We start from the raw sequence: 12,426 nt of genomic DNA on the forward strand, positions 1-12,426 counted from the left end.
CAGATTTTTCTATGCTCTGCTTGTCGTCTTACTTGGTGGACATAGTTGCATATAGTGTCGCCCGTCACGTAAGCTGTGCTTTCAAGCAGTAGCTGTGGTTTCTCTCAACAAGGAACAACACTATCTGCAACACCACACATCTGCTAGGAAACCGCTCGCAACGGGCGAAAACAACAAGGAACGCATATGAACATCGACGACGTCCTCGGGGCGATTTCCTCTTTTATTTGGGGGCCCTTCGTCCTCATCCCTTTACTTCTAGGTACAGGTATTTATCTGAGTATTCGCCTCGGATTCATCCAACTGACCAAACTCATTGTGGCGAACCGTCTAGCGTTTGTTGACCGTAAAGATGCTGACGCACAAGGTGGAGACATCTCTCAATTTCAGGCACTAACTACTGCTCTTGCTGCAACAGTTGGTACCGGTAACATCGTAGGCGTAGCAACAGCTATTTCTATTGGCGGTCCAGGTGCTCTCTTCTGGATGTGGGTCACCGCTATTTTCGGTATGGCCTCTAAATACTCTGAGGCGTTTCTTGGTGTACGTTTCCGCACCCACGACTCAAAAGGTGAAGTCAACGGTGGACCACAATACTACCTTGAACGTGGTATTGGTGGAGCGCTCGGCAAATCTCTTGCAATATTCTTTGCAATCGCTGCGGTAATTGCCTCTTTCGGCATCGGTAACATGACCCAAGGTAATTCAATCGCCGGTAACCTATACACCACTTTTAACGTTCCTGTTGGCTTTACCGGCACAATCTTGGCGCTCTTGACGCTCTTCGTACTCCTCGGAGGCATCAAATCCATTGGTAAAGTTACCTCCGCTTTCGTTCCCGTCATGATTATCTTCTACGTCGGTGGCGCTCTATACATTTTAGGAACACACCTAGGGCAGATTCCTGAAGCATTCGCTACAGTCTTTTCAGAGGCATTTACCGGCACTTCTGCTGTAGGCGGTTTTGCAGGTTCAGCACTCATCTACGCAATTCAGTACGGTGTAGCTCGTGGCATTTTCTCGAACGAATCCGGCATGGGTTCTGCTGCTATTGCTGCTTCCGCTGCGCAGACAACTCACCCTGTACGTCAAGGCATGGTCTCCATGACACAGACCTTTATCGACACGATTATTGTGGTGACATGTACCGGTCTCGTTTTGATTATTACCGGTGCTTGGCATCAGAGCGAGAACGGCGAACTAATTTCTGCTTCTACGATGACGAACTGGGCATTTAGCCAAGAAATTGGTCCGATTGGTGGTTGGATCGTCACCATCGGTCTGGTACTTTTTGCGTACTCTACAATTCTTGGGTGGGCATACTACGGGGAACGTTGTATCGAACGTATCTTAGGCCGTTCTGGTGTGCTACCTTACCGTGTATTTTTCTCGGCCATAGTTTTCATCGGATGCACTGTTGAACTAACGACTGTATGGACATTCTCAGATATTGCTAATGGTCTAATGGCTATTCCAAACTTGATTGGTTTGCTCCTCCTCTCAGGTCTGATTGTTCGTGAGACTCGCTGGTATTTGAAGAATGATCCTCACCTGACAGCAACGAAAGAAGAAATCGACCAGTTCATGGAAGGCCATGACGGTGCGATTGATTCTTACGAGAAGACCGGACGCTAACCGTCTAACAAGCATTGTGTAAGTGCTTTCTTTGACGAACACCTATCACATGGGGCGGGGCGGAATACAGTTTTGTATTCCGCCCCGCCCCATAACGTAGCTATGTTCACTGCCGCTTACTCAGAGACATAACACCTGCTACAAACGTAGTTTAAACCTACCAACATTTTTTCATCTATCGACGAATATAGGTCAAATCATGTGCTCCACGGCCAGCTTCGCGAGCCTTACGTTCAAAACTCGTTAGCACTCGACCCTCCCAACGCGGCGCCCAACCGCCTTGCGGGTCTTCCTCCGTTGCACCCTCGCCACGATGCGCATTAACAAAATCGGGATGAGCGTCGAGCACGTCACGCATTACAATAGCGTATTCTTCCCAGTCAGTTGCTAAACGCCAAGTTGCACCAGATTTCAACACGCGTGCAACCTTATGGGCAAATTCTGTACTAATAAGACGGCGCTTATGATGACGAGTCTTATGCCAAGGATCAGGGAAAAACACCCACAACTCATCGACAGAAGCTGGCTCCAACATGTTCTCTAAAAGCTCTGGAGCATTAGCCTGCGCTACACGGATATTCTCCGCACCAGCACTTGCCATCTTGCGTAGTAAATCAGCAATACCGGGGGTATACACCTCAACAGCGAGGAAGTTATGCTCAGGAACCTCCTGCGCACGATGAACAATCGCCTCACCAAGTCCAGAACCAATTTCTACCACAAGAGGAGCGACCCTGCCATAGACTTCTTCAGCATTAAACTGTGCCTCTGGCGCTACTGACGTATCAGTGAGTAGACGAGGTATCTGCAAAACATGGGTAGGAGCATACTGCTCCCACGCGGTGAGTCGGCGACCTGTGAGCCTATCGCCACGACGAACGAATGAAAGTGGCTGTCGGTGAAACTTCTCAGGAACAGCAGAATCTTCTGCTAGATGTTCGGTGTTTTCGTTATTAGTATGCGTTGTCGTTTCCACGAGTCTCCTCAATCTAGTACGGGCGCGTACGGAAACAAAAGCACCGCCCGAATCTGCTCGAATATGAGCAACCTAATCATCCTAGAGGATAGAGAATGAAGCATGCCAGCAACCCTTAAAACTCAACAAATAAAAAAATGTGATATACAATTCATTATTTTCTCGCAATAATAGGGACTAATAGCCTATAAGAACTGAAAGGCCTCCTAGCCTGTCTAAACGGAGAACACCTCAAAACCAGACTAGGATTAACACAAATATCAAAGACCACAAAGGCATGCAGGTCGGCGATACCCTCTCACCATAGAGAACTATTCAAGACACGTATGCCCATCAAACAATGGAGGCGAGATGCCAGACCAACATCATGGTTCGCATACTCAAACGGAAAACGAACTACAACGTGGACTCAGCAATAGACATATCCAGCTCATCGCCATCGGCGGAGCTATCGGAACAGGACTCTTCATGGGGTCAGGAAAGACCATCTCCCTGACAGGTCCGTCCATTCTCTTTGTCTACATGATTATTGGTACAGCAATCTTCTTCGTCCTTCGAGCGATGGGAGAACTACTCCTCTCAAACCTCAAATACAAATCATTCTCTGACTTTGCCTCCGACATCCTTGGACCAGGCGCAGGATTCTTCGTCGGATGGTCCTACTGGTTCACATGGGTCGTTACAGCCGTCGCTGACGTTATTGCCATCACCGGCTACTCACAATATTGGTGGCCACACCTACAACAATGGATACCCGCTATTATCGTCATCGGGTTACTTCTGGCACTGAACCTTCCCAGCGTCAAAAACTTTGGCGAAATAGAATTCTGGTTTGCCCTCATCAAAATAGTCGCTATCTTTGCGCTCATCGTTGTTGGTATTTTCATGATTGCTATCAGCTTCCAGCTACCTAACGGTGGTACAGCAAGCGTCACAAATCTTTGGTCAGATGGAGGTTTCTTCCCTCACGGTATTGTCGGGTTCCTCGGGGCATTCCAAATCGCACTATTTGCTTTCCTCGGTGCTGAACTTGTTGGAACTGCAGCAGCAGAAACACGCGACCCACATAAAACACTACCTAAAGCAATCAACGCTGTCCCCGTCCGTATCATCCTCTTCTACGTACTGACTTTGGCAGTAATCCTGATGGTAACCCCTTGGCAAGACATTGACCCCGCCAAGAGTCCTTTTGTGACAATGTTTAGCCTTGCCGGCTTCGGTTTTGCTGCATCATTAGTGAACTTCGTAGTGCTCACTTCTGCAACATCTTCGGCAAACTCTGGCATCTTCTCCACCTCACGTATGATTTATGGACTTGCAGAAGAAGGTTCTGCACCACGTATCTTCCGTATTCTCAGCCCCGGAGGCGTCCCACGTAACGCACTCTTCCTCACCAGTGTGCTCTTACTCTCCTCCCTCGTACTGCTATACTCCGGAGAATCAGTGATTAGCGCATTTACTCTCGTCACCACTGTGGCAGCGGTACTTGCCATCTTCAACTGGACGATGATCCTTGTCTCCTACCTCGTCTACCGCAAAAAACACCCAGAACGTCACGAAGCATCCACCTACAAAATGCCAGGAGGTATTCTTGCCTGCTGGATTGTGCTCGCATTCTTCGTCGCAATGGTCATCATCCTGGCATTCTACGATGACACCCGCCAAGCACTCTTTGCAATGCCACTATGGTTCGTCCTTCTAGGCATCGGGTGGATGTTCGTCCGTAAGAACCCCACCCACCTCGAACTGCAGAAAAAAGCTCAACTATCACGAGTTAAAGACACCTCTTACGAGGATTCTCTCTAAATCCACAGAGCGCTCGAAGAACCCTTATCTCAACAGGGCGGGGTATAGCATTAATACGCTATATCCCGCCCTGTACTTTTAAAGCAACAGCACCCTAAAACAACCTAAACCTTATGAAAAAATACCCCAAAAATCCTGTACCTCGACGCGGTAGACAACACCATCATCGAATACGTAGACGACGTTCTTTTCTCTTTCGACTCAACACACTCTTTTGGGTTGTCCTCCTTTGCGGAGGTTTTTATATATGGGTAAATCACGAGAAAATTGAAGAACTACTCGGCGCCCCAAATGTTCCTGTAGAAACTGGTTTTGCACGGAGTTCTGCACACCCTTATGGTACTGCTGAACAGGTATTAGAGACGCTTCCCGTGAAAAAACCTGCAGATGCACGCGGCTACTCTCGTTCGCAATTTGGTGCCCCTTGGGAAGATCTTGATAAGAACGGGTGTGATCAACGTAATGATGTACTTGCCAGAGACCTATCGAATGTTCAATACACTCGACGGTGTAAAGTTGCTTCAGGTACTTTTATCGATCCTTACACCGCTGAGCATCTTGATTTTATTCGAGGGGAAAAAACAAGCCCAAGCGTTCCTATTGACCACGTTGTAGCTCTTTCTAACGCCTGGCAAACTGGCGCCGCAGAACTTCCTTTAGCGCAACGTCAACGCCTAGCAAATGACCCGCTTAATTTACAAGCAACCGGATACGATGCCAATACCGAAAAATCTAATAAAGATGCCTCACAATGGTTACCTCAACGAGGCTATCGTTGTGAATACGTAGCACGACAAATCTCTGTTAAAGCAATCTACCATTTGTGGGTTACTCCAGCAGAAAAACAAGCCATGCACGCTGTTCTTCAGGAGTGTCCACAACAACCGGCATACCGTTCTGATTTAAAGCGCTAAAACAACCTAATTTCAGAGAAATTTTTATGAGCTTGAGACTTCTCCCGATGGTTCTTGGTCTTCAAAATAGAAGAGTTCAGGTTTTGTGTAGTTCAGAATCCAACGTAGTGCATACACAATTTCTTGTGTAGCAGATTCAGCATCTTGAAATGTCTGAGCCCAACAATAATAATCTGCAGTGGCTGGTGCCCAACCATGTTCTTCAAGAGTTTTAGAATCGTGACTAGAATCAGTATTTTCGGTGATGAGATCGCAACGGTATCCCGAAGGAGAACGTAAAACATAGAGCCGTGGAGTAGTATTTTTTTGCTTGTGAAGAACCTGCGAAAGATAGTGAAGGTTGACGCTTTGCCCCCATGGAAGCTCTCGAAGAGCCTCGTAAAGTGAAAGTCCCATAACTTCCCACGGGTTCTTACCAGAGGTATCGGAATGCTGGTCTGTGGGAGAATGCACGACACCAATACCATTCGCATAAAGTGCTTTAACATCAACGCCGTTAGAGGAAGCTGTCGATGTTTTTATCTTAGATGAGGAATTGACGGGGAGGTTTGATAATGAACTCATTTTGAGAGCATCGTTAATAAGTCGACGCCCGTTTTTAAGACCTCGATACCATGAACCATATTTACTACGTACTGCGCCAAGAAGTGGAACTCGCCCTAACGGGTTACGGCTCACTGACCAACTTCCATACAGAAGAACCGTTGGTTTACGATCATAGCGGATACAATAACTTAAAAATTCTCCTAATGCGTTGCGAAAATTAAGGTCAGTTAAACTTGAGGGAGAGACACTAATCCCAAAATCTTCTAAATCGGGTGGACATACGCCAACACGCATTAAAGCGACACTCCAACTGCCATCGCCTAGTCGGTCTTCAATAATTTGTCGGTGCGGAGGCCAGCTGCTTACCTCGTCAACAATATTACGTGCTTCTTCAGGAACATCTTCGAAGAAATCATCATATGAGACTTCGTCAAGACGAATATAAGGGTTCTCACTAAGCGCTTTGAGCGCTGCACCACATTTTCCAAGAATGACGGATATTGCTTCGGGGCTGACTTTCGCTTGTGCGAAGATTCGCGGAATATCCTGCAATATGACAGGGTCAAGGTAAGCTGCCGCATAGTGAGGGTCTGGCTCCATGTCATGAGTGACAGCTACGGCATACCAAACGGCTGCCGACATCATAACGTTATTGAGAATATTCTCGGTGCGAGTGTTAAAAGTCCATCGCCGTGAAAAGACTGCACGATGAATCATACGAGGAGATTCTTCGGGGAAGAGTGTTGCCAGCCGGTGGCAGGCTTCTTCTTTTGACCAGCCAGAATCGGCTAGTTCTTCAATGAGAGGCGAGTAGTAGGAGAGAAAACGACTATAGTCCTCGTTACTTGCCATAATAGGGTCAATCCTTAAACTCAGGTATGTGCCTGTGTCGGTATAAATGGATACATAGTTTCGTTATCAAAATCTAAACACTCAAGAACAAAACTACCAATATATATACTCGTATTACTCCAATAAACCAAGATTTTCCATGCTTTATTCCAGCGAAAAACAAGAAAAAGACTGAACTAATGAGAAACTAGAAGCTATGAATTCACCTCGAACGGATAGATACAAACTAGAAAAAACGCTCGCTGGTGAACTAGGTGTACCTATTTCTGGTGTGAGAGCTAGCATTCGGCTGCTTGATGAAGGGGCAACGGTTCCCTTTATCGCTAGGTATCGTAAAGAACACACTGGGGGGATGAGCGATACTCAGCTTCGTGAACTTAACGAACGACTCGAATACCTCAGGGACCTAGAACAACGCCGCCATAAAATCCTTGAATTACTCGCTCAACGTGGTGTACTTGAAGAATCTTTACAAGCCTCAGTGCTTGCCGCAAACACGAAAAATGAGCTGGAATCACTCTACGCCCCCTATAAAATTGCTCGACGAACCCGCGCGCAATGCGCACTTGAAGCGGGGTTAGAACCACTTGTTGACGACCTCCTCGAAGTCCCACTAGCAGAAGCAGAACAAATCGCTCAAGCGTATGTTCGCCCATCTTGTGCAGAAGAACCAGAAGATACTGCTGTACTAGATGCAAAAACTGCACTTGAGGGGGCTCGCGCCATCCTTGAAGAATACGCGCTATATGACCACGAACTAATGGAACAACTCCGTGAACGCTTATGGTCTCATGGCGTCATTAGCTCACGTGTACTTCCGGCACATAGAGAGCATGACAGCAAATTTAGCGACTACTTTCATTTTTCCGAACCACTCAGAAAAATACCTAGCCACCGTGTTCTTGCTTTGATGAGAGCCGAAAAAGAAGGTGTTGTTGAGCTTCGTATAGAAATAGCTCAAACCCCAGAATTTTTAAAACAATCAGGTGAAAGCGACCTCGTAAAACTTCGTGCAAGCAGTGAACGTAACGAACAAGAACGTTATACCTATGAGTCTACTATCGCCTTTGCGTTAGGTATTCCGGTGCAGGTGCTCAACACCGTCAGCGATGAAGACCGTGTTCTTGGATGGTTGGCATCAACAGTACGTTCTACTTGGAAAAATCGTATTCTCCCTCGCCTTACAACGCAGATAAGGGCTCGTTTGCGAGAACACGCCGAAAAATCTGCTATTGATGTGTTCTCATCAAATCTACGAGACCTACTTTTGGCAGCACCAGCTGGTGAACGTGCTGTACTCGCCTTAGACCCCGGTCTACGCACTGGCGTAAAAGTCGCAGCGTTATCTGCACTTGGGGAGGTACTCGATACTACTGTTATCTACCCTCATGCCCCTAAAAAACAATGGGCTGAATCGCTGAATACCTTAGCTGAACTCGTTAAAGAACATCATCTTGAACTGGTTTCTATTGGTAACGGAACAGCCTCTCGCGATACCGATAAACTTGCCAGCGAACTACTGAGCACCCTTAAAAATGAGGGAATCTCTGTACAGAAAGTTACTGTTTCAGAAGCAGGAGCTTCCGTCTATTCTGCATCTGCTCTAGCAAGCGAAGAACTGCCAGATCTCGATGTGTCTCTGCGCGGGGCAGTCTCTATCGGACGTCGTCTACAAGACCCTCTTGCCGAGCTTGTTAAAGTGGACCCGCAATCTATTGGCGTAGGTCAATATCAGCATGATATTTCAGCTCATGCGCTACGACGCTCCTTAGACGCAACAGTTGAAGACTGCGTCAACAGTGTAGGTGTATGGGTTAATAGCGCATCCGTTGAATTACTTTCTCATGTTGCAGGTCTGAACCGTGCGTTAGCTCAAAATATTGTGAACTATCGGCAAGAACATGGTGCTTTCAAAAACCGTCAGGAACTTCTAAACGTCTCTGGAGTAGGCGCTAAAACCTTTGAACAAGCTGCCGGCTTTATTCGTATTAGGGGAGGAGACGAACCTCTTGACGCCTCTGCCGTTCACCCTGAGTCTTATGAGTTAGCTCGTCGTCTCCTTCAGGATGCTGGGGTACTTACAGGTGCAGTGATACCGTCGAGTGCTCGAAAAAAGATGGAATTACAAAAATATTTAGATGAGGGTTTCGGCACTCAAACGCTCAACGATATTCTGGATGAACTCGAAACACCCGGCCGTGACCCGCGCCCAACGTTTCGTACTGTCCACTTCACTGAAGGTGTCGAAACCATCCATGACGTCAAAGTCGGCATGATCCTTGAAGGGACAGTATCAAACGTCGCTGGCTTTGGAGCTTTTGTGGATATTGGTGTTCACCAAGACGGGCTCATTCACGTCTCACAGATGAGCACAAACTATGTCCAAGACCCTCACCATATTGTACGTTCTGGCGACATCGTACAAGTTCGTGTCACCCATGTTGATACAAACCGTGGACGTATAGCGTTGTCGTTACTACTTGAAGAAGAAGTTTCTACTACTAAGAAAAATGCTCGACGTCGGCAACGTCGAGCATAAAAACCCAAATAACCTCTAAATTCTATGAGGTCTTTTGCACCGGCGGAACAGAATCTTCATCCATCGGTACAGAAGGTGATTTCTGTTCACTGTCGAAAGGTACCACTTCGTGTAGTTCTGCTTTTTTACGAGCCTCGTAACCTTTGAAAACAAAGCGGTCAAGCGCCCAAAATCTAAAGACCATCGCTAGAGCTGTACCGAGAATAGGGCCAGCAATAAAGTCTGCAATTTCTTGTGCTAGAAACGAGATATTGGGGTACGACAAATACAATATATAACGTGATACCCACTGCGGAAGAGCGTTCAACCCAATACCGATTACCGTCACAATGGCGAATCCTAGTAGCTGTATGAAAGTTGGTTTTCCGGAGGAGCCTTGCCACGTCCAACGTGAAGAAAGAATATACGAGACAATACTTGCTATTCCGGTTGCAATAATAAGAGCTGTTGTCGGTTTTGCGGTAAGAACCGTGTATTTGACGGCATAATTGATGACCATGGTGAGCACAAAGCAACCACCACCAACAATGAGAAAACGGACTTTCTCATTCTGAAGAAGCTTAAAAAAACTTTCTTTCATGCCCTCAGCTCTTTTCTTCCATCATGGGCTTTGTTCCATAAAGTCTTAGAACACATCACCTCAAAATAGCATTATTATCTCTCTAAAAGAGGAGTATAGCGCTAAAAAATAGCGTGGTATTAGTTGCAGTTTAACCTCAAGGAGGCAGACGCCCTATGACGCCTGCCTCACCTGAGAAGGTAAAAGCTGCTCTTAGAACTCGATATGTGACGGGTCAGGGCCAATACGACCATCTGCACGAGTCAATGAGTTAATAGACTCAATATCTACATCGTCGAGGCGTACCTGTAGTGACTCAAAGTTGGACACAATTCTTTCTGGCGTGACCGATTTAGGAATAACAACGTTGTCTAAGGCTAAATGCCATGCGATAACAACTTGTGCCGGTGTAACCTGATGTTTTTGAGCAATCTCAGTGATGACAGGGTCGCTGAGTAGTTGCCCGCCTTGACCTAACGGAGACCATGCTTCGGTTAATATTCCAAGCTCTTGATGAACGGCACGTAACTTCTCTTGAGAGAAATATGGGTGCAACTCAATTTGATGGATAGCAGGGGTTACCCCTGTTACCTCAATAATTTCGCGTAACTGTTGTTCGGGAAAATTTGAGACACCGATGGAACGTACTAGTCCACGACGACGTAACTCAATGAAAGCTTCCCATGTCTGAACATATTTTTCACGATGGATAGAAGCCCAATGAATGAGGAGAAGATCAACACTTTTGAGCCCGAGGCGTTCTAAGGATTCTTCACAGGCTCGAAGTGTTTGGTCGTACCCTTGGTCCTCATTCCAAATTTTGGTGGTGACAAAGATGTCTTCACGAGCTACTTGGCTAGATGCTAATGCTTTGCCCACACCACTTTCGTTGCCGTAGATTTTTGCGGTATCGATATGTCGGTATCCGGCATCAAGCGCTAGTTGTGTAACTTCTTCTGCTCGGTCGTTTTCGACCTGCCAGAGCCCATAACCTAGCTGAGGGATGGTGTGTCCATCATTAAATGTTTTGAGAGGTTGCTGTGCCATCTGATAATCCTTTCGAAGGTGTACTCAACGGCATCGATCAGAAAACTTTATGCGTAAAATTTTCTGTCTGTTCTTTCATCATAGATTTAGTGCCGCCAAAAATGGTGGTGTTACTTTTCTTTGCGTCATCATATGCTCTTCATCAACGCACCGATAACCCCTGAAAAGATGGGTAAATAGACGGCAGAAGGCACGGTTATCCATAGTGTAGTATTTCCCTCATGGCGAAAATTTTTATGGATTTAACGCCGGTCAGAGAACTCCCCGAGTACCGCCGGCTGTGGATTGGTTCTCTCTTTTCTAGTTTGGGTTTTCAAATTACATCAACAGCCGTCACCCTAGAAATTTTTTCGTTCACACACTCCACCTTCGCCGTAGGGCTTCTCGGCTTTATTGTGGTGTTACCCCTTATCATAGGAGGTCTTTGCGGAGGAGTCGTCGCCGATAACTATGACCGTCGTAAAGTTTCTTTAACCGCCAGCTGGGGCATGTGGCTCATGACCCTTTTCATTGCTTTGCAATCATGGATTAACCTCCAGAACCAATGGATTTTGTATACTCTCGTCGCTTTAGAATCATTACTTTTCCCCATTAATCAGGCTGCTCGTGGCGCTATTATTCCTCGAATAGTTCCTCCAAAACTTCTTGCATCTGCCAACGCACTTAATATGAGCGTTGGCTCCTTGGGCATGGCTCTTGGGCCTTTGCTCAGTGGCTTATTCATTGCTTCTATCGGGTATAACTACACATACCTTGTTAACGTTTTTGCTCTACTGGTCAGTATCTGGGCGCTATATAAACTTCCTACAGTTCTTCCTGAACACGATGAAAAAACACCAAAGGTTCGTGGTCTTTGCTCTGTAGTAGAAGGTTTTTATTTTGTACGGCGCACCCCCGTCATTGCGATGACGTTCATCATTGATTTGATTGCGATGATATGCGTCCAAGCCCGTCCTCTCATTCCTGCTCTAGTGCTCCTCTCCTTTGGTGGTGGAGACCTTGGCGCCGGTGTACTCTTTTCAGCTGGCGCACTAGGGGCTTTTATCGGGGTCACTTTTTCGGGGTGGCTATCAGCTATACAACGCCGTGGAGCTTTCCTCACAATGAGCTATATGTTGTGGGGGATAGGATTCGTTTTCTTCGGTGCAATTGCACTCTTCTTAGAAGGACGCTCTCCGAGCGAGTCCTTACACGAAAACCTATTACCTCTTGTCTGTGCTTCTTGCGCGTTAGCGGTAGCAGGCTGGGCAGATGGTGTAGGCGGTATATTCCGTTCTACTATCATTCAACAAGAAACCCCCGATAGGCTTCGCGGACGCCTTCAGGGTATCTTCATCATGACCCTTGCTGGTGGGCCTAACATCGGTATTGGTGTGATGGGTCTGGGAGCTGCACTATTTGGTACCTCAATGACAGCCATCATTGGTGGTGTGATATGCGTTGGTGCTATCGTGCTAGCGACATACTGGAAACCAGCTTTGTGGAGATATCCAACCGAAAATACTCTTGAACAGTAATGAACGATAACTTCCCTTGTATTCTTGGGGTAGTA

Annotated in this window: 9 protein-coding genes; 5 read left to right on the forward strand and 4 right to left on the reverse strand. The window is 46.7% G+C overall.

Going from position 1 to position 12,426, the window contains the following annotated elements:
- Positions 1–186 precede the first annotated feature (186 nt).
- The gene (locus ACN08X_RS05140; protein WP_419101984.1) at positions 187–1,635 is read left to right on the forward strand and encodes an alanine/glycine:cation symporter family protein; all 1,449 of its coding nucleotides are present in this window, start codon (positions 187–189) and stop codon (positions 1,633–1,635) included.
- Between the two features lie 175 nt (positions 1,636–1,810).
- Here the strand turns inward: ACN08X_RS05140 and trmB are convergent, their stop codons facing one another.
- Positions 1,811–2,611: a tRNA (guanosine(46)-N7)-methyltransferase TrmB gene (trmB, locus tag ACN08X_RS05145; protein WP_419106448.1), complete on the reverse strand. Its 801-nt coding sequence runs from the start codon at positions 2,609–2,611 to the stop codon at positions 1,811–1,813.
- Between the two features lie 351 nt (positions 2,612–2,962).
- Here trmB and ACN08X_RS05150 point away from each other — a divergent pair, with 351 nt between their 5' ends.
- Together ACN08X_RS05150 and ACN08X_RS05155 are read left to right on the forward strand one after the other, a co-directional pair.
- A complete protein-coding gene (locus ACN08X_RS05150; RefSeq protein ID WP_419108100.1) occupies positions 2,963–4,417 on the forward strand; it encodes an amino acid permease in 1,455 nt (484 codons plus the stop codon).
- A gap of 113 nt (positions 4,418–4,530) precedes the next feature.
- On the forward strand, positions 4,531–5,331 hold the full coding sequence (locus tag ACN08X_RS05155; RefSeq protein WP_419108101.1) for an HNH endonuclease family protein: 801 nt from the start codon (positions 4,531–4,533) through the stop codon (positions 5,329–5,331).
- Between the two features lie 24 nt (positions 5,332–5,355).
- On the opposite strand, the gene ACN08X_RS05160 is transcribed toward ACN08X_RS05155, so the two are convergent.
- Entirely contained in the window at positions 5,356–6,729 is a 1,374-nt protein-coding gene (locus tag ACN08X_RS05160) for a hypothetical protein (protein ID WP_419106451.1), read from the reverse strand.
- A gap of 196 nt (positions 6,730–6,925) precedes the next feature.
- Between ACN08X_RS05160 and ACN08X_RS05165 the strand changes: the two genes are divergently transcribed.
- Complete coding sequence (locus tag ACN08X_RS05165) at positions 6,926–9,268, forward strand: Tex family protein (RefSeq protein WP_419108102.1); 2,343 nt, start codon at positions 6,926–6,928, stop codon at positions 9,266–9,268.
- A 22-nt stretch (positions 9,269–9,290) separates the two neighbouring features.
- Here ACN08X_RS05165 and ACN08X_RS05170 read toward each other — a convergent pair whose 3' ends face one another.
- Entirely contained in the window at positions 9,291–9,848 is a 558-nt protein-coding gene (locus ACN08X_RS05170; RefSeq protein WP_419108103.1) for a GtrA family protein, read from the reverse strand.
- A gap of 192 nt (positions 9,849–10,040) precedes the next feature.
- Positions 10,041–10,874, reverse strand: coding sequence for an aldo/keto reductase (locus tag ACN08X_RS05175; protein ID WP_419108104.1), 834 nt, complete (start codon positions 10,872–10,874; stop codon positions 10,041–10,043).
- A 221-nt stretch (positions 10,875–11,095) separates the two neighbouring features.
- On the opposite strand from ACN08X_RS05175, the gene ACN08X_RS05180 reads away from it, so the two are divergent.
- On the forward strand, positions 11,096–12,391 hold the full coding sequence (locus tag ACN08X_RS05180; protein ID WP_419108105.1) for an MFS transporter: 1,296 nt from the start codon (positions 11,096–11,098) through the stop codon (positions 12,389–12,391).
- The last annotated feature ends 35 nt before the right edge of the window (positions 12,392–12,426 follow it).

Source organism: Rothia sp. P6271 (genome assembly GCF_048512995.1).
GTDB lineage: Bacteria > Actinomycetota > Actinomycetes > Actinomycetales > Micrococcaceae > Rothia.

Coding starts and splice junctions, on each gene's coding strand:
- ACN08X_RS05140 (WP_419101984.1), top strand. CDS start 187: ATGAACATCGACGACGTCCTCGGGGCGATTTCCTCTTTTATTTGGGGG.
- ACN08X_RS05150 (WP_419108100.1), top strand. CDS start 2,963: ATGCCAGACCAACATCATGGTTCGCATACTCAAACGGAAAACGAACTA.
- ACN08X_RS05155 (WP_419108101.1), top strand. CDS start 4,531: ATGAAAAAATACCCCAAAAATCCTGTACCTCGACGCGGTAGACAACAC.
- ACN08X_RS05160 (WP_419106451.1), bottom strand. CDS start 6,729: ATGGCAAGTAACGAGGACTATAGTCGTTTTCTCTCCTACTACTCGCCT.
- ACN08X_RS05165 (WP_419108102.1), top strand. CDS start 6,926: ATGAATTCACCTCGAACGGATAGATACAAACTAGAAAAAACGCTCGCT.
- ACN08X_RS05170 (WP_419108103.1), bottom strand. CDS start 9,848: ATGAAAGAAAGTTTTTTTAAGCTTCTTCAGAATGAGAAAGTCCGTTTT.
- ACN08X_RS05175 (WP_419108104.1), bottom strand. CDS start 10,874: ATGGCACAGCAACCTCTCAAAACATTTAATGATGGACACACCATCCCT.
- ACN08X_RS05180 (WP_419108105.1), top strand. CDS start 11,096: ATGGCGAAAATTTTTATGGATTTAACGCCGGTCAGAGAACTCCCCGAG.